The 17,991-nt window shown below is 37.8% G+C and carries 18 protein-coding genes; 12 read left to right on the forward strand and 6 right to left on the reverse strand.

What is annotated here, in order from left to right; all coding sequences use genetic code 11:
- Positions 1 to 21 precede the first annotated feature (21 nt).
- From FB551_RS13650 to FB551_RS13665, 4 genes are all read left to right on the forward strand, one after another.
- Positions 22 to 618, forward strand: a complete 597-nt coding sequence (locus tag FB551_RS13650; protein ID WP_142017878.1) for a TetR/AcrR family transcriptional regulator — start codon at positions 22 to 24, stop codon at positions 616 to 618.
- A gap of 364 nt (positions 619 to 982) precedes the next feature.
- Positions 983 to 2,143: an efflux RND transporter periplasmic adaptor subunit gene (locus FB551_RS13655; protein ID WP_047434978.1), complete on the forward strand. Its 1,161-nt coding sequence runs from the start codon at positions 983 to 985 to the stop codon at positions 2,141 to 2,143.
- A 40-nt stretch (positions 2,144 to 2,183) separates the two neighbouring features.
- On the forward strand, positions 2,184 to 5,366 hold the full coding sequence (locus FB551_RS13660) for an efflux RND transporter permease subunit (RefSeq protein WP_142017879.1): 3,183 nt from the start codon (positions 2,184 to 2,186) through the stop codon (positions 5,364 to 5,366).
- A gap of 170 nt (positions 5,367 to 5,536) precedes the next feature.
- Positions 5,537 to 6,949: an efflux transporter outer membrane subunit gene (locus FB551_RS13665; protein ID WP_047434982.1), complete on the forward strand. Its 1,413-nt coding sequence runs from the start codon at positions 5,537 to 5,539 to the stop codon at positions 6,947 to 6,949.
- 183 nt (positions 6,950 to 7,132) lie between these two features.
- Here FB551_RS13665 and miaA read toward each other — a convergent pair whose 3' ends face one another.
- On the reverse strand, positions 7,133 to 8,053 hold the full coding sequence (gene miaA / locus FB551_RS13670) for a tRNA (adenosine(37)-N6)-dimethylallyltransferase MiaA (RefSeq protein WP_142017880.1): 921 nt from the start codon (positions 8,051 to 8,053) through the stop codon (positions 7,133 to 7,135).
- A gap of 300 nt (positions 8,054 to 8,353) precedes the next feature.
- Here miaA and FB551_RS13675 point away from each other — a divergent pair, with 300 nt between their 5' ends.
- From FB551_RS13675 to FB551_RS23700, 4 genes are all read left to right on the forward strand, one after another.
- Positions 8,354 to 9,211 (forward strand): YicC family protein, encoded by an 858-nt coding sequence (locus FB551_RS13675; RefSeq protein ID WP_142017881.1) that lies wholly within the window; start codon positions 8,354 to 8,356, stop codon positions 9,209 to 9,211.
- 77 nt (positions 9,212 to 9,288) lie between these two features.
- Positions 9,289 to 9,852, forward strand: a complete 564-nt coding sequence (gmk, locus tag FB551_RS13680) for a guanylate kinase (RefSeq protein WP_047434987.1) — start codon at positions 9,289 to 9,291, stop codon at positions 9,850 to 9,852.
- 104 nt (positions 9,853 to 9,956) lie between these two features.
- A complete protein-coding gene (gene nadA, locus FB551_RS13685) occupies positions 9,957 to 10,976 on the forward strand; it encodes a quinolinate synthase NadA (protein ID WP_002976710.1) in 1,020 nt (339 codons plus the stop codon).
- A 52-nt stretch (positions 10,977 to 11,028) separates the two neighbouring features.
- Positions 11,029 to 11,190, forward strand: coding sequence for a bacteriocin-like protein (locus FB551_RS23700; RefSeq protein ID WP_445343426.1), 162 nt, complete (start codon positions 11,029 to 11,031; stop codon positions 11,188 to 11,190).
- A gap of 258 nt (positions 11,191 to 11,448) precedes the next feature.
- Here FB551_RS23700 and FB551_RS13690 read toward each other — a convergent pair whose 3' ends face one another.
- Genes FB551_RS13690 through FB551_RS13700 form a run of 5 tightly spaced genes read right to left on the reverse strand, consistent with a single transcriptional unit; the run spans position 11,449 to position 12,587 of the window.
- Complete coding sequence (locus FB551_RS13690) at positions 11,449 to 11,652, reverse strand: bacteriocin-like protein (RefSeq protein WP_047434991.1); 204 nt, start codon at positions 11,650 to 11,652, stop codon at positions 11,449 to 11,451.
- Positions 11,653 to 11,681: 29 nt separating this feature from the next.
- Positions 11,682 to 11,879 carry a bacteriocin-like protein gene (locus tag FB551_RS13695; RefSeq protein ID WP_047434993.1) on the reverse strand — a complete coding sequence of 66 codons (198 nt, stop codon included), beginning with the start codon at positions 11,877 to 11,879 and terminating at the stop codon, positions 11,682 to 11,684.
- A 48-nt stretch (positions 11,880 to 11,927) separates the two neighbouring features.
- Positions 11,928 to 12,098, reverse strand: a complete 171-nt coding sequence (locus FB551_RS23300) for a bacteriocin-like protein (RefSeq protein WP_156121586.1) — start codon at positions 12,096 to 12,098, stop codon at positions 11,928 to 11,930.
- 55 nt (positions 12,099 to 12,153) lie between these two features.
- The gene (locus tag FB551_RS23705; protein WP_156121588.1) at positions 12,154 to 12,345 is read right to left on the reverse strand and encodes a bacteriocin-like protein; all 192 of its coding nucleotides are present in this window, start codon (positions 12,343 to 12,345) and stop codon (positions 12,154 to 12,156) included.
- Between the two features lie 14 nt (positions 12,346 to 12,359).
- The gene (locus FB551_RS13700) at positions 12,360 to 12,587 is read right to left on the reverse strand and encodes a bacteriocin-like protein (RefSeq protein WP_142017882.1); all 228 of its coding nucleotides are present in this window, start codon (positions 12,585 to 12,587) and stop codon (positions 12,360 to 12,362) included.
- Positions 12,588 to 12,894: 307 nt separating this feature from the next.
- On the opposite strand from FB551_RS13700, the gene thrA reads away from it, so the two are divergent.
- Genes thrA through folB form a run of 4 tightly spaced genes read left to right on the forward strand, consistent with a single transcriptional unit; the run spans position 12,895 to position 17,970 of the window.
- Positions 12,895 to 15,342 carry a bifunctional aspartate kinase/homoserine dehydrogenase I gene (thrA, locus tag FB551_RS13705; RefSeq protein WP_142017883.1) on the forward strand — a complete coding sequence of 816 codons (2,448 nt, stop codon included), beginning with the start codon at positions 12,895 to 12,897 and terminating at the stop codon, positions 15,340 to 15,342.
- A 9-nt stretch (positions 15,343 to 15,351) separates the two neighbouring features.
- Positions 15,352 to 16,278, forward strand: a complete 927-nt coding sequence (locus FB551_RS13710) for a homoserine kinase (RefSeq protein ID WP_142017884.1) — start codon at positions 15,352 to 15,354, stop codon at positions 16,276 to 16,278.
- A 14-nt stretch (positions 16,279 to 16,292) separates the two neighbouring features.
- Positions 16,293 to 17,597, forward strand: a complete 1,305-nt coding sequence (thrC, locus tag FB551_RS13715) for a threonine synthase (RefSeq protein WP_142017885.1) — start codon at positions 16,293 to 16,295, stop codon at positions 17,595 to 17,597.
- A 4-nt stretch (positions 17,598 to 17,601) separates the two neighbouring features.
- Positions 17,602 to 17,970, forward strand: coding sequence for a dihydroneopterin aldolase (gene folB / locus FB551_RS13720; RefSeq protein WP_047435002.1), 369 nt, complete (start codon positions 17,602 to 17,604; stop codon positions 17,968 to 17,970).
- Positions 17,971 to 17,991: the final 21 nt, after the last annotated feature.

Here is a 17,991-nt window from a genome sequence, read left to right on the forward strand (position 1 = left end):
CGCTGTTAGTAAATAAATATCATGGGTCTACATGAACGCCGTCAACGAGAAAAAGAATCTATCCGCGCAAATATTTTGCAGGCTGCTTTTACGTTGGCTAAAACTGAAGGCTGGGCATCACTTTCTATGCGAAAGATAGCAGACGCTATTGAGTATAGTGCCCCGGTGGTGTATGATTATTTTGAAAATAAAGAAGCTATTCTATTTGAAATTTCTTTAGATGGCTTTCACAAGTTACATATAGAATTATTAAAAGCTCAGCAGAAACACGATACTCCGGAAGAGCAACTTGTTGCCATTGTGGATGCGTACTGGAACTTTGCTTTTAAAAACAAGGAATATTACCAGCTGATGTTTGGTCTTGGAATGCAGTGTTGCGGAAAAGGACAGATGAAAAAGGAATTCTCATCATTCCAAGAGCTTATCTATGAATGTACTTATGAGATTATAAAGAAAAACGGATCCAATCCGGACAATGCCTGTCATATGTCTCACGCTCTGTTTTCTGCCGTACACGGAATGATCTCTATTATGATGATGCGTACAGCTGATATCCCTTCAACAATGAATAAGACGACTTTAGACGAAACTGTTTCGGCTTTTATTAAGTCTTTATAGATTTTTTTTGAATTAAAAATTAACACCGTTAGGAAAATTAACACTGAATTAATATAGATAATTCCTGTTAGTCCTGATTAAAAACTCAAACATTTATGAAGCCATTCATCTTTTTAAGTTGTTAAAATTAGTGATTTTTTGCTTATTAATTAACACTGTTAGTAAAATTAACACACCTTACACCATCATTATACACTTAAATACATTAAAAACAATTTCAATTATGGAAACAATCGACTTTATTGGACATTAAAAATTCTGTAATTTTTTTTGAACTAATTATTAACACTGTTAGGAAAAAATACAGCATTTATCAAAACACATTACTTACCTCTAACACTTCATTAAAAAAATTAAACCAACAATGAAATTACCTGGAAAAACAAGGTTTATTGTACTTATTGCAAGTATAATTCTTTTACAGAGCTGCACAAAAGCCGCAGAAGGAACCAATGCCGCACCTCCAGCTCCAGAACTTCCGGTTTATACCGTTATTACTTCGCCCGCTACTACATATCAGGAGTTCCCAACTGCTTTGGAAGGGAAAAACAACGTCGAAATCCGATCTCAGGTAGATGGATATCTGGATAGAATCTATGTAGAAGAAGGTGCTTATGTAAGAGCGGGACAACCGTTATTTAAAATAGATTCAAGAAGCTATGGCGAGCAGATGAATATGGCTCAGGCTAATCTTCAGGTTGCCAATGCCAATATTCAAAAAGCACGAGTAGAAGTTGACAGACTTCAGCCACTGGTTGCTGCCAAAGTAGTTTCTGATGTACAGCTTAAAACAGCAAAAGCTAATTATGAAGCTGCCGTTGCTGCAGCTTCACAAGCCAAAGCCTCTGTAGGCAGCGCCAGAATCAACGTAGGATTTACCACCATTACAGCTCCTGTGAGCGGTTATATCGGAAGAATTCCTTATAAAAAAGGAAGCCTGATCTCAAGAACAGATGTAAATCCATTGACTTTATTATCTGATATCAGTGAAATCTATGCCTATTTCTCTTTAAGTGAACTTGATTTCATCGCTTTCCAGAATAAATATCCGGGAGCAAGCTTAGAAGAAAAACTGAAAAATATGCCCATGGTAGATCTTGTGATTGCTGACAACAGTACTTACCCTGAAAAAGGAAGACTAAGTATTGTAGACGGACAGTTTGATAAAACTACCGGAGCGATCAGTGTACGTGCCGTTTTCCCTAATGCCAACGGAACGTTAAGAACCGGAAACACGGGAAGAGTACGTATGCCTCAGCTTATTTCAAATGCTGTAGTTATTCCTCAGGAATCTACCTTCGAAATTCAGGATAAAACCTATGTCTATGTAATGGGTAAAGATCAGAAGGTAACCGGAAGACCTATCAAAATATCAGGAAAAACGGATAGCTATTATTTTATTTCTGAAGGGCTTGCGCCTGGAGAAAAAATTGTATTCACAGGAATTGGAAACCTGAAAGATGGTGCCTCCATCAAGCCGAAAAATATTTCTTCGGACAGCTTGTTAAAAGCAAAACCATTATAGTCCTTTCCGAATACAGAAGACTTAAAAAAATAAACTTCTTATGTTAAAACAATTTATAGAAAGACCGGTCCTTTCAACGGTCATCTCCATAATACTCTTATTATTGGGAGCTTTGTCTCTCTTTAATTTACCGATTGCCCTCTTCCCGGATATCGCTCCACCAAGCGTTCAGGTAACGGCATTCTATCCCGGAGCCAATGCTGAGGTGGTAGCACGTTCGGTGGCTACTCCTATTGAGGAAGCAGTGAACGGGGTTGAGAATATGACCTATATGACTTCCAACTCCAGTAACGACGGTACCATGACCCTGAGTGTTTTCTTCAAACAGGGCGCTGATGCCGACAATGCGGCAGTAAACGTACAGAACCGTGTATCGAAAGCGATGAGCCAGCTGCCTCAGGAAGTAGTTCAGGCGGGAATTTCCACACAGAAGGTACAGAACAGTATGATCATGTTCATGGGATTGACCAGTGAAGATGAAAAACAATATGATGAATTATTCCTTCAGAATTACCTGAAAATTAATGTCATTCCACAGATACAGCGTATTCCTGGGGTAGCACAAGCTCAGGTATTCGGAACAAGGGATTATTCCATGAGAATCTGGCTGAAACCGGATCGTCTGGCAGCTAATAACCTCTCTCCTCAGGAAGTTTTGGGAGCCATTAAAGATCACAACCTTGAAGCTGCCCCAGGCCGTCTTGGACAGGGAAGTAAGGAAACCTATGAATATATCCTTAAATATAAAGGAAAACTGAATAAGGATGAAGACTATGAAAACATCGCCATCAAAGCAAACAGTGATGGATCTTTCTTAAGATTAAAAGATGTAGCAAGAGTAGAATTTGGTTCTTATACCTATACTGCCACCAACAGAGTAGACGGAAAACCGGTTGCCGGATTTGCTATCCTGCAGACAGCCGGATCCAATGCCAACGAAATCCTTACGGAAATTGAAAAGCAGGTGAAAGTAATGGAAACTACCCTTCCAAAGGGAGTGAAGCCAATCATCATGTATAATTCCAAAGATTTCCTTGATGCTTCTATCCACCAGGTTGTGGAAACGCTTGTTATTGCCTTCGTATTGGTATTTATTGTAGTATTTATCTTCCTTCAGGATTTCAGATCTACCTTAATTCCGGCTATTGCAGTACCAGTTGCGATTATCGGGACATTCTTCTTCCTACAGTTATTTGGTTTCAGTATCAACATGCTTACGTTGTTTGCATTGGTACTCGCCATTGGTATTGTGGTAGATGATGCCATTGTTGTGGTGGAAGCCGTCCATTCTAAAATGGAACAAACGGGAATGCCTGTAGAACATGCTACGATGCACTCGATGAGCGAAATTTCAGGAGCTATTATTTCCATTACATTGGTAATGTGTGCCGTGTTTATTCCGGTTGGATTTATGCAGGGACCTGCAGGAGTTTTCTACAGACAGTTTGCTTTCACATTAGCGATTGCGATTTTAATCTCAGCAGTGAATGCATTAACATTGAGTCCGGCATTATGTGCGATGTTCTTAAATGATCCTCAGGGAGAACACGGGGAACACGGTCATAAAAAAGGTTTTGGAGCAAGATTCTTCAATGCTTTCAATGCCAGCTTCAACAGCATGACGAGAAAATATATCTACAGCCTTAAGTTTTTAATTAAAAATAAATGGGTTGCAATAGGTGGTCTTGTTGTTATTACAGCAGCCAGTGTCTTTCTGATCAAAAAAGCACCGTCAGGATTTATTCCTACAGAAGACCAGGGATTCGTATTATATGCCGTGAATACTCCTCCGGGAAGTTCACTGGAAAGAACACACAGAGCGACAGCACAAATTGATAAAATCATCAATGGTGAAAAAGCAACCAACCACCTTTGGGTAGCAGATGGGATGAACTTCATCAGTAATGCCAACGCTTCTCCATATTCTGCAGGTTTCATTAAACTTAAAGATTATGACAAGCGTGGTGAAATGAAAGATCCTGATCAGATTGCAGCAACATTGACAGGTAAGGTAAGCCAGGTAAAAGATGCCAATGCATTCTTCTTCAACTTCCCTACTGTACAAGGTTTCGGTAACGTTTCCGGATTTGAGTTCATGCTTCAGGATAAAACGAACGGTTCTTTTGAACAGTTGGGAACAACTACTCAGCAGTTCATTGGAGAGCTGATGAAAAGACCTGAGATTGCATTTGCCTTTACAACTTATGCCGCAGGAAATCCCCAGTATACCATTGATGTGGATACAGATAAGGCCAACCAGCTGGGTGTTTCTGTAACAGAACTGATGCAGACCATGCAGATTTATTTCGGAAGTAGCTTTGTATCAGATTTCAACAGATTCGGAAAATATTACAGAGTAATGGCTCAGGCAGATATTCCTTACCGTACGGATGTCAATTCACTGGAAGGAATTTATGTAAAAAATAAATCCGGAGAAATGGTGCCTGCAAAAACTTTGGTAACATTAAAAAGATCTTTCGGTCCTGAAACGGTAACAAGAAATAACCTTTTCAACGCAGTAACCATCAACGGAACTCCAAAACCTGGTTACAGTACCGGAGATGCCATCAAAGCGGTAGAAGAAGTGGCACAGCAGTCACTGCCAAGAGGATACGGATATGAATGGACAGGGATTACCCGTGAAGAGATTAAAACAAGCGGACAGACTGCCTTTATTTTCTTCTTAAGTATTCTTTTTGTTTACTTCTTACTGGCAGCTCAGTATGAAAGTTATATCCTTCCGTTTGCTATTATCCTTACCATTCCTACAGGGATTTTCGGAGTATTTGCCTTCACAGGATTAGCCGGAATCGATAACAATATTTATGTTCAGGTAGGATTGATCATGCTTGTCGGGCTATTGGCAAAAAATGCCATCCTGATTGTAGAGTTTGCCGTACAGAGAAGAAAAGCAGGGAAAACATTGATTGAATCTGCACTTCAGGCATCAAGATTACGTTTAAGACCGATCTTAATGACCTCTTTTGCCTTCATCGTGGGAATGCTTCCGCTGGTATGGACGCAAGGTGCTTCTTCAAAAGGAAACCACTCTATCGGTTACAGTACAGTAGGGGGAATGCTTACAGGAGTAATATTCGGGATCTTTATCATTCCGGTAATGTATGTCATATTCCAGTATCTGCATGAAAAAATGCCAAGCAGAAAAAAGAAAAGACTTCTGAGAAAACAAATGGAGGAAGAGCTTTTAGCTGCTAGTCACTAATAAAAAATGAATTACAAAAACTTAGAGAAAATTTTAAGATCATAGGTTTACCTATTTACCTGCCTGTTCTTAATGGTTTAAAAAAGCTGATTATTTTCTCCTACTAAAGACAATTTTTGCCTCTACAGAAACCTCTCTAAGTTTTGGATTCAATTAAAAGTTTAAAAACTATGAAACGAGTAAAAAATATTATTCTAACATTTGTGCTGGCCATCGGCTCTGTTTCGTGTGTGTCTAAACTGGCCTACACGGAGCCTGAGCTTCCTCTTCCGGAAAAGTTCCAGTACACCGCAACTGCAGACACCGCCAGTATAGCCAATCTGGAGTGGAAACAGTTTTTCAGCGATCCTATTTTGCAGGAATTGATTGAGAAAGGAATTAAAAATAATTATGACCTTCAGATTGCCCTGAAACAGGTAGCTGCTTCACAGGAAAAACTGAAACAGGCAAAATATATGCAATATCCGGACGTTGGTTTCGGAGTAAGCGGACAGATTTCAAGACCTTCCAAAAACAGCATGAACGGACAAAGCTTAAATTTATTTTTAGGTTCAAGCCATGTTGAAGATTATAATGCAGCTTTCAACCTTTCATGGGAAGCAGACATCTGGGGAAAAATCAAAAACCAGCAGGAAGTTTCAAGAATGCAGTACCTTCAGACCTATGAAGGTTCAAAAGCAGTTCAGACTCAGGTAGTAGCAGCTATTGCTCAAGGATATTACAACCTGTTGATGCTTGACAGACAATTGGCTATTGCAAAATCAAATCTGGAACTGAGCAGCAATACTCTGCTGATTACACAGAAAATGTGGGAAAGTGGTGATAACACCTCTTTAGGAGTACAGCAGGCAGCAGCACAGAAACAGGCTACTGAACTTTTGATTGCCCAGCTGGAACAGAATATCGCCATTCAGGAAAATGCATTGAGTATTTTAACTGGTGAGCTGCCTAATAAAGTAAACAGAACCATTGAAATGTCTGATACTTCATTACCTCAGAATATCTCAGCAGGACTTCCTGCAGCTATGGTAAGCCGAAGACCGGACGTACGCCAGCAGGAATTGGTTTTATTAGAATCCAATGCGATGGTAGGAATTGCTCAGGCCAACATGTATCCGGCACTGAAGATTACAGCTAACGGAGGGGTTAATTCATTCAAATTTGATAACTGGTTCCAGATTCCGGCTTCGTTATTCGGATCGGTTTTAGGGGGAATTACCCAGCCTATTTTCCAGAAAAGACAGTTGAAAACAGATCTGGAAGTAGCTAAAATTCAAAGAGAGAAAAATGTCCTGGCATTTCGCCAGTCGGTATTGAATGCTGTAGGTGAAATTTCTGATGCTTTGGTTTCCAATGAAAATCTAAAAGTTCAAGAACAGAAAGCCACAGAGCAATCTACCACATTGAAAGACGGAATTAAAAGTGCACAACTTCTTTACAAAGGAGGTTCAGCCAATTACCTGGAAGTGATTACAGCACAGGGAAATTCCCTACAGGCAGAGTTGAATCTGGCTTCCATTAAAAGACAGAGATTAAGCAGCATTGTAGATTTATACAGAGCTTTAGGCGGCGGTTGGAAGTAGTAAATTAAATTATATTTGTTTTAAGGTGCGGTTCTTTTCAGAGCCGCATTTTTTTAATATAAAAATACCTTAATTAATGATCATCCGTACTGTCATTCTGAATGGAACAAAGTGGAATGAAGAATCTTTTAAAATAATAGTTGAGATTCTTCCTTCGTCAGAATGAAAAACAGAGCGCTTAACTTATTCCTGAAATTGCTCCGCAATCCATTTCAGCAAATCCTCATAATCCTTTTCAGAATACCCCAACTGTAAATAATGAATATCATCCGCCTTTCTGTACCATGTCAGCTGACGTTTTGCATATCTTCGGCTGTTCTTTTTAATTTCCGAAACCGCAAAATCAAGATCCCATTCTCCGTCAAAATATTTGAATAATTCTGCATAGCCCACAGTATTCAAAGCAGTCAGGTCTTTGAATTTTTCAAGACCTTTCACCTCATCCAGCAATCCATTTTCCATCATTATATCAACCCTGCGGTTGATTCTGTCATACAATTCTTCCCTTGGCGCTTCAATTCCGATTCTGATCACATTAAAATCTCTTCCATTTTGAGAAACCGAAATATGTTCAGAATATTTTTTATCCGTTTGCCAGATAATATCTATGGCTCTTAATAGCCTACGGTGATTGTGAATATCTACCACATTGAAATATTCGGGATCGAGTTCTTTTAAAATTCCCTGAAGTTTTTCTATCCCTTCCTCTTCCATCATGGCCTGAAGCTTCTCCTGGTTTTCAGCATTCGCTTCCGGTAAATCATGAAGCCCTTCTATCACTGCTTTTTCATACATCATGCTTCCACCAACAAGAATCACAGTGTCATGAGCAGCAAAAAGTTCATTAAGTTTCTGAAGCGCATCTTCTTCATATTGTCCGATAGAATAATAGTCTTCCACAGATAGGTTTCCGATAAAATGATGAGGTGCTCCAGCCAGTTCTTCTTCTGAAGGAGCAGCCGTTCCTATTTTCATTTCTTTAAAAAACTGGCGGGAATCACAGGAAATAATCTCCGTATTGAAATGCTGAGCCAAATCAATTGCCAATCTCGTTTTACCAATTCCGGTGGGTCCTACAACAGAAATTAAATTTTTCTTTTTCACCGCGCTAATTTACGAAAATGCACTCATTTGATTTTTTATTTTTGAATACAAATAAAGCTGCTGTTTATTTTGAACCATTAAGTTTTTAATGAAGAAGTTAAGAATATTAGGACGAGCTTCGCTTCTTAGTATGCACTTATAAAAATCTACCTTATTTTTTTCCTTAGTTAGCTTAACACCTTACATGTTCTTAATGGTTCAGATAAATTTAAAAATTGAATAATCATATATTTTATGTTGAAGTTTCATGGTATTATAGTATAGACTTAAATGTTTATCTTTGTAGAACAATAAAAAACTATGATTTTATCAATGACCGGATTCGGTAGAGCCGAAGATGTTTTTGAAGGAAAAAAAATTACAATTGACATTAAATCTCTCAACAGCAAGAGCTTTGATTTAAATATTAAAATTCCTTTACGTTATAAAGAAAAAGAATTTGAAATCAGAAAAATTCTTAACGATAGAATTATCCGTGGAAAAGTAGACTGCTACGTTAATATCGAGAATCTTGAAGAGTCCAATGATGTAAAAATCAATAAAAACTTAATTGACTCTTATATCAACGAACTTAAAAACATAGCTTCTGACGGTCCTAATTTCGAATACCTTAAAATGGCGGTAAGACTTCCTGATGCCATCACCTCAAGACCTGACGAATTAACAGAAGGGGAATGGGAAGCTCTGGCTACGATTGTCAACAATGCCGTAGACAGATTCGAAGAATTCAGAAGAACTGAAGGTAGTATTTTACACGAAGAATTAAACAGAAACATCCAGAATATTGACAAGTATCTTGGAGAAGTAATTCCTTTTGAAGAAGAAAGAATTGTAAGTGTGAAAGAGCGTTATCAGAAATCTTTGAAAGAATTTGAAAATGTTGATGAAACACGTTTCTATCAGGAGATGGCCTATTTCACTGAAAAACTTGATATTTCTGAAGAAAAGGTAAGACTTGCCCAGCACTTGAAATACTATAAAGAAGTAATGGACAATGAATCTTTCAACGGAAAAAAACTAGGATTTATTTCTCAGGAAATCGGTAGAGAAATCAATACATTAGGTTCTAAAGCCAATCACGCAGAAATCCAGAAACTGGTGGTGATGATGAAAGATGACCTTGAAAAAATTAAAGAACAAACGTTAAACGTATTGTAGATACGAGGTGCGAGATACGAGGTTGTCATTTCTAAAAAAAACCGAAACTCAACACCCGTAACCCGAAATTGTAAAAAATGGATAAAGTAATTATATTTTCAGCACCATCTGGGAGCGGAAAAACTACATTGGTAAAGCATTCACTGGAGACATTTCCTGAACTGGAATTTTCAATCTCATGTACCACGAGACAACCCAGAGGAAGTGAAGTTCATGCGGTAGACTATCATTTTCTGACACCTGACGAGTTCAGACAGAAAATTTCTGAAGATGCTTTTGTAGAATATGAAGAAGTATATACTGATAAATATTACGGTACTTTAAAATCTGAAGTGGAAAAAATCTGGAAGCAGGGGAAAGTTGTTATTTTTGATGTAGACGTAAAGGGAGGCATTTCATTAAAAAAATATTTTGGTGAAAAAGCGTTGTCTATTTTTATAGAACCACCTTCCATTGAAGAATTGGAACGAAGATTGATTTCCAGAAACACAGATGATGCAGAAACCATAAAAACCCGTGTAGCAAAGGCAGAAGAAGAAATGACCTATGCCAGCGGGTTTGACAAGATCGTAATTAATGAAGATCTTGATGCAGCTAAAAAAGAAATAGAAAGTTTAATAAAAAGTTTTATCAGTAATTAATGGCTGGAAGATAGAAGCACGAGCATGGGAGTAAAATATGACACTCAAAATCTGACTTCTGATTTCCAACCTCTAGCTTCTGATCATAAAAAATTGAGGTTGATATGAGTACCGAAACATTAGAAAAAGCTAAATCTGCAATTCCTGTCAGAGGATTTCTGGATATAAAAGATATTGCTATTCCTCAGGGTGAAGAATTGGTAAAAGCCATTCTTAAACTTAAAGAGGAAAAAAATGCTGTTATTCTTGCCCATTACTACCAGCCGGGAGAAATTCAGGATATCGCAGATTTCCTTGGAGATTCTTTACAGCTGGCGAGACAGGCAAAAGACACCAATGCTGACATGATTGTATTCTGTGGAGTACATTTCATGGCAGAAGCCGCTAAAATTCTTAATCCAACTAAAAAAGTAGTTCTTCCTGATACCATGGCCGGATGCTCACTGGCAGATGGCTGTTCTGGAGAAGGATTGAGAAAAATGCGTGAGCAGCACCCGAATGCTTTGATTGCCACTTACATCAACTGTAATGCAGAAACCAAAGCAGAAAGTGATATCATCGTAACCAGTTCAAATGCCGAAACAGTCATTGAAGCTCTTCCGAAAGACAGACCAATTATTTTCGCACCGGACAAAAACCTGGGAAGATACTTATCTAAGAAAACAGGACGTGATATGATCCTTTGGGATGGAAGCTGTGTAGTACACGAAGCATTTTCAATGGAAAGAATTGCCCAGCAATTGGCAGACAATCCAGATGCAAAACTGATTGCACACCCAGAAAGTGAAGAGGCTGTTTTAAAGCTGGCTCACTTCATTGGTTCTACTTCTGCCCTGTTGAATTATGTAGAAAAAGATGACTGTCAGAAATTCATCATCGCTACAGAAGAAGGAATTCTTCACGAAATGAAAAAACGTGCACCTCATAAAGAACTGATCCCTGCATTGGTTTTTGACGAAAGCTGCAACTGCTCAGAATGTTTCTACATGAAGCGTAATACAATGGAAAAACTATATTTATGCATGAAATATGAACTTCCTGAGATCCTTATCGATGAAGAATTACGATTAAAAGCATTGAAACCTATTGAAGCAATGCTTGATCTTTCGAAAAGCATAAAATAATTTTTTTGTTATTCAATATTTATTATATTTAGCACTTAAACTAATAATAAATATGAAAAATCTAAAAAGATTAGACAGAAAAAGTCTTAAAAACGTAAACGGAGGCGGTAGTACATGCAACTTAAACTGCGAAATACACGAAACCTGTGGTCTAGGGTGCAATGGAGAATTAATCTGCGTACCCAGAGGCATGTATATTCCGGATAACTGTTAAAAAAATAAAGCACTGTTTTCACAGTGCTTTTATATTTTTAATCTGCAGTAATTGCAACAAAACAATCTGTGCTTACAACGACGCACATTCTGCAATTCTCAGACAGTGTCCAATATGCCTCACACGAAGGATCACTGGAAGAGCCAGGTCCAAAAACCAGATGGGTAGGACAGCCATCACATCTTGATACGCCAGCTCCCTTCATCTGTTCCAAATCTCTTCTGCTTAATTTTTTAATTGTTTTCATATTTTAAAATTTTAAGACACTCCTCCATTTACACATGACATATCAACAATCACGCACATTTTACAACGGTCAGGAAGCATCTGAAAAGCCTCACAAGGAGCATCGCCAGGATTATTTCCGTACGTAGTATTCTTAGGACATCCTGTACATGTGGCTGGACCTGCTCCCTGTACTGTCTGAAGTTCTTTTCTGTTTAATTTTCTTAAATTTTTCATAGTAGTTTTAATTAATTTTTGATTTTTTACTAAGCTTCTAGAATGGGGCAGCTTCCCGGCACTGACGGATCATAAGGAAAAAGGTAAAGGCACACTTTACGTCCTTTAAAATCTGTACATACCGCGCACCCTTTTGGCCCGCAGTCAAGATCAACAGCACAGGAGTCTCCTCCACCTCCAATAATAGCTCTCAAATTTTCTCTGTTTAATTTTTTTGAATTTTTCATAGTACTTTTGTTTTAAATTAAATTGAGTTTACTCTTTTTTATTCAATGCTACAGCATCGGTGCGTAGCAGGTTCCTCCCGGTTTCAGCCAGCATCCCCATTTTCCTCCACCGCGGAAACAGACAAACTGCTCTCCTCCGCAAGCTTCAATCTGGATATCAGTGAAACCACCTTTGATGTTTTTCTTATCTTCTCTTGATAATTTTTTAATTGTTTTCATATTCTAATAATTTAGTATTCAGTAATTAAAAAAACAGACTTTTTGTTATTGAAGATTAAAAAGGACCAAAGCATTCAAAACTTACCAACACTCTACCTTTACAACATTCCGGTAAAGCATGATAATCAGCACACGATCTCGGTTCACCGGGTCCGTATGGTCCAGCAGGACAGTTTGCAGTACAAGGGCCTATTCCACCGTTGACTGATTTCAAATCCTTTCGATTGATTTTCTTTAAATTTTTCATAGTATTTTTTTTGATTAGTTTTCAGGATAAATACACAGTGAACTTACAAATACACAGGATTTGCAACGTCCAGGTAACGCATTATATTCTTCACAGGAATGGGCAAATTCAGGCCCTGGACCATATCCTCCATCAGTAGGACATCCGTCACACCTAAAAGCGGCTCCGCTTATTTGTTTTAAAGTCGTTTTGGAAATTTTCTTTAGATTTTTCATGGATATTTTGCTATTAGTTAATATCATAAATGTAACATTTTTAATCAATTACACCAAATATATCTCCCAAAAAGGAAATATATTTTATTATGTTAAACTCTTGCCTGTTTCAAAATAATTTGTACATTTGTTATGTTACAATGAATTTTTTAAGAAACATATCTGATATTTCTGCCCTGAAATCACTTATTTCAGGCATATCTTCTGTTTCTACATTTGGCACTACAACAATTACCCCATAACGGGGTAGATTTTCACATATTATTCCCGGTACCCGTACTCTTTTTTTTAAAGAGTAGTCACTTCGTTATATCCAACTTCAAATAAATAATTGATGAAAGTTTTAAAATTCGGCGGAACTTCAGTCGCCCACTCTCAGAATATCCTCCAGGTGGAAAAAATAATAAAAGAAGAATCTTTAAAAAATAAAATAGTTGTTATTGTATCCGCTCTTCATGGCGTTACCGACCAACTGATCAGAGCAGCAGAATATGCTTCCGTGAAGGATGAGAGCTATATCCGGACTGTTCAGGATCTTGAAGAAAAACATATTAGCCTGGTAAAAGATCTTTTCCCTATCACAGAACAAAGCTCATGGTTAAGCTTTGTAAAAAAACATTTTAACGATATTGAAGAGCTCTGCAATGGAATTGCAGTACTTGGTGAATTCACAGACAGAATTAAAGATAAAATTGCGTCTTACGGAGAATTTCTGTCCTCAAAAATAATTGCAGCAAGATTACAGCATGAAGGATTAGACTGTGTATGGATGAATTCCGCAGAACTAATCAGAACAAACAGTAATTTCACTCATGCAAAAGTAGATTTTAAATGTACAGATCAGAATATTGCCGGTTTTTTGAATGAAAACCCAAACCGCATCATTTTAGGTCCGGGTTTTATTTCCTGTGACGAAAAAAATAATGCTACAACATTAGGAAGAGGAGGTTCAGATTACACAGCTTCTATTATTGCCGCCGCTTCTCATGCAGAAGAACTCCAGATATGGACAGATGTAAGCGGCATGATGACTGCCGATCCACGCTTGGTTTCCAATGCCAAACCTATTTCAGAAATTTCTTATCATGAAGCTATGGAACTGTCTCATTTTGGAGCAAAAGTGCTTTATCCGCCTTCCATTCAGCCGGTGATGGTAAAAAATATAAACCTGGTTATTAAAAATACTTTTGATCCGGACGCACCGGGAACTTTAATTTCTCATCAACTGACATCTTCAGAAGAGGAAAAACAGATTGCAGTAGGAATTTCCAATATGAACAATATTGCCCTGCTTACACTGGAAGGTAGCGGAATGGTAGGAATTCCGGGTATTTCAGCGAAATTATTCCAATGTTTAAGTCATGAAAAAATTAACGTGGTTCTTATTACACAAGGATCTTCAGAACATTCCATCACCGTTGCGATTGAAGAAAAAGAAGCTCAACGCGCCGAATATGCAATCAACTCTTCTTTTGCGGATGATATTGATCTGAAAAGAGTGTATGCCGTAAAAATTGAAGCCGGACTTTCTATTCTTGCTTTGGTAGGAGAAAGCATGAAAAGCAGAAGTGGTGTAAGTGCAAAAATGTTCGGATGTCTCGGTAATAATGGCATTAATATAAGAGCCATTGCTCAGGGATCTTCAGAAAGAAATATCAGTATCGTTATTTCAGAAAAAGACAGTAAAAAAGCAGTCAATGTACTTCACGAAGAATTTTTTGAGTCCGAAATAAAGCAAATCCACCTTTACATCTGTGGAACAGGAAATGTAGGTTCAAAACTGATCCAGCAGATTTATAACCAAAATGATTATTTAAAAGAAAATTTTTTAATCAATCTAAGAATTGCCGGGATTTCCAACAGCCGTCATATGATGTTTTCAGACCAGGGAATTTCACAGGAAAATTACCTTAGCTGGAATCAGCAGGGCGAAAAAGCTTCTGCCAGAGAATTTGCTGATGAAATTATCCGCAGAAACCTCAGAAATTCTGTTTTCGTGGATGTAACAGCAAGCCCTGATGTTCCTGAAGTGTATGAAAGTTTATTAAAAAGAAGTGTAGACATTGTTGCCTGTAATAAAATTGCGGCTTCTTCGGATTTCAAAAAATATAAAACTTTAAAAAATACCGCCAGAAACCACAACTGCAGTTTTTATTTTGAAACCAATGTAGGAGCAGGACTTCCGGTAATAGGAACTATCAACGACCTCATCAAAAGCGGAGACCAGATTCAATCCATTAAAGCTGTACTAAGTGGCACCTTGAATTTTGTGTTTAATGAGTATGACGGAAGCAGAACTTTTTCTGAAGTGGTAGCCCAGGCTCAGAAAGAAGGTTACACAGAGCCGGATCCAAGACTTGATCTATCCGGAACAGATGTAGCAAGAAAAGTTTTAATTCTCGCAAGAGAAGCGGGATATCCTCTTCAGTTTGAAGAAATTGAAAACATAGGTTTTCTGCCTGAAGAATGTATGCAGGGAAGCGTTGACAGCTTTTATGAAAAGCTTACAGTATATGAAGATCATTTTAAGAACTTATTAAATAAAGCTAAAAACGAGGGTAAAATATTAAAATATGTTGCAGAATTTGAGGATGGAAAAGCTAAAGTAGGTCTACAGCATATTGCTCCGGATAGTGATCTGTTTCACTTATACGGTAAAGACAATATTGTCATTTTTAAAACCCTCAGATATTCCGAGCAGCCATTGGTTGTAAAAGGTGCTGGTGCCGGTGCTGATGTAACAGCAAGTGGAGTTTTTGCAGATATTATCCGTTCTATTTAAAAAACAATTATGAAAAAAGTAAAACTAAAAGTCCCGGCCACTGTTGCCAATCTGGTTTGTGGATTTGATATTTTGGGAATGGCAGTTCATGCCCCTTATGATGAAATGGAATTAAGATTATTGGAAACTCCTGATATTATTATAAAACATACAGACTCTTTCGGGCTTCCTGAAGAACCTTCAAGCAATGTTGCGGGGATTGTTCTCGTAAAAATTCAGGAATATTTTAATCTTAAAAACGGCTTTGAGGTCATTATCCATAAACATATAAAACCGGGAAGCGGGCTCGGCTCCAGTGCGGCAAGTGCCGCCGGAGCCGCCTTAGGGGCCAATCTTTTATTAGGAAACAAACTGTCCAAGGAGGAAGTGGTTCATTTTGCCATGTTTGGAGAAGAACTGGCTTCAGGAGTACGCCATGCAGACAATATCGCACCATGTATCTATGGTGGAATTACGCTGGTGAAGTCTACCAACCCGATTGATATCATCCCTTTGAACAGCCCGGATTTATTTGTAACCGCTGTACATCCACAGGTGGAAGTAAAAACTTCAGATGCCAGACAGATTTTAAAGAAAAATATCAGTTTGAAAAGCGCTGTAGAACAATGGGGAAATATAGCCGGACTGGTAGCAGGAATTCAGAAAAATGATTTTTCATTGATTGGAAGAAGCCTCAATGATGTCATCATAGAACCTGTCCGCAGTATTCTGATTCCGAAGTTTGATGAAATCAAAGAAAAAAGTTTGCAACTAGGAGCCTTGGGAGGAGGAATATCCGGTTCAGGACCATCAATTTTCATGTTGTCTGAACAAAAAGAAACAGCAGATAAAATTGCTCAGATGATGGAATCAGTATACAATGAAATTGAAATAGAAAGTTTTGTCTATGTTTCAAAAATAAATCCAGCAGGTGTTCAAATCGTAGAAGAATCTTAATCATAAAAACAGAAATGAAATATTATAATTTAAAAGACCATTCGGAAAAAATTGATTTCAGAGAGGCAACAATAAAAGGTCAGGGAAAAGAAAAAGGGTTATTTTTCCCTGAAAGTATTCCACATTTTGACGAAGAATTCATTCAAAATATACATCAATATTCCAATGAAGAAATTGCATACAGATGTATGAAAGATTTTGTGGGTGATGAAATTCCTTCAGAAATTCTAAAAGAAATTGTGGCAGAAACGGTGAGTTTTGAAATACCTCTGGTGAAGATCAGTGAGCAGATTTCCATTTTGGAATTGTTTCATGGCCCTACCCTGGCCTTTAAAGATATTGGGGCCAGATTTATGAGCCGCTGTCTGTCTTATTTTTTGAAAGATCAGGAAAAAAAGGTTACTGTTCTTGTTGCCACTTCCGGAGATACCGGAGGAGCTGTTGCCCATGGGTTTTATAAAATCCCGCAGATTAATGTGGTAATTCTGTACCCTAAAAACAGAGTCAGTCCGGTTCAGGAGAAACAGTTGACGGCATTAGGCGAAAATATTTCAGCTCTGGAAGTTAATGGTAGTTTTGATGATTGTCAGAATCTTGTTAAACAGGCTTTTTCAGATAAAGAAATCAACAATCAGTTATTTTTGACGTCTGCCAATTCTATCAACGTAGCAAGATGGCTTCCTCAGCAGATTTATTATTTAATAGCTTTGAAACAATGGGTTCTGCAGCATAAGGAATATCCTGTAATCTGTGTGCCAAGTGGTAATTTCGGAAATATCTGTGCAGGATTGCTGGCTCACTTCAGGGGATTGCCTGCCAGTCATTTTATTGCCGCCTGTAATGCCAATGATGTAATTCCTGATTATTTTACAACCCAGAACTACCAGCCACAAAAAGCAATTGCTACCCTATCGAATGCTATGGATGTAGGAGATCCGAGTAATTTTGTACGAATTCTGGAGCTTTTCGGGCATCAGTTTGAAACACTACAAAATAAAATCTCAGCCTATTCCATTGATGATGACCAAACCATGAGCACCATCACGGAAGTCTATAAGAAATACGGGTACATTCTGGAGCCTCACAGCGCTGTAGCTTTTGCTTCAATGGAAAAATATCTGCAGGAAAACCCTTACCAGAAAGGATTTATTCTGGGTACTGCTCATCCGGTAAAATTTCCTGATGCTGTAGAAAAAGCTATTCATACTCAGATTGAAATTCCTGAATCCTTGAAGGACCTGATGAAAAAGGAGAAAAAAACTGTAGAAATAAATTCAGATTTTGAAGAATTAAGACGATTTTTGCTTCATAAAATCTGAAGCAATGAGCAAAATATATCTTGAAGATGTACGAATATATGCGTACCATGGTGTACTTCCTGAAGAAAATATCATTGGAACGTATTATATTCTGAACATAGAACTTCATACCGATCTGTGGAAAGCTGCAGAATCTGATGATTTGCATGACACTATAAGTTATGCCGATATCAATGAAATCCTTCATAGTGAAATGAAAATAAAATCCAGATTACTGGAACATGTTGCCGGAAGAATGATTACAAAAATTCACAACAGCTTTCCACAGATCGATTATATTAAATTAAAAATTACCAAAACAGCTCCCCCGATGCAGGGCGAAATGAAAGGAGCAAGTATTGAGTTGGAAAAGAGTTTTAAACCGGAAAATTAAAATTCTTATTTTCGTTTATAA

It is taken from the genome of Chryseobacterium aquifrigidense (genome assembly GCF_006716485.1).
Lineage (GTDB): Bacteria > Bacteroidota > Bacteroidia > Flavobacteriales > Weeksellaceae > Chryseobacterium > Chryseobacterium vietnamense.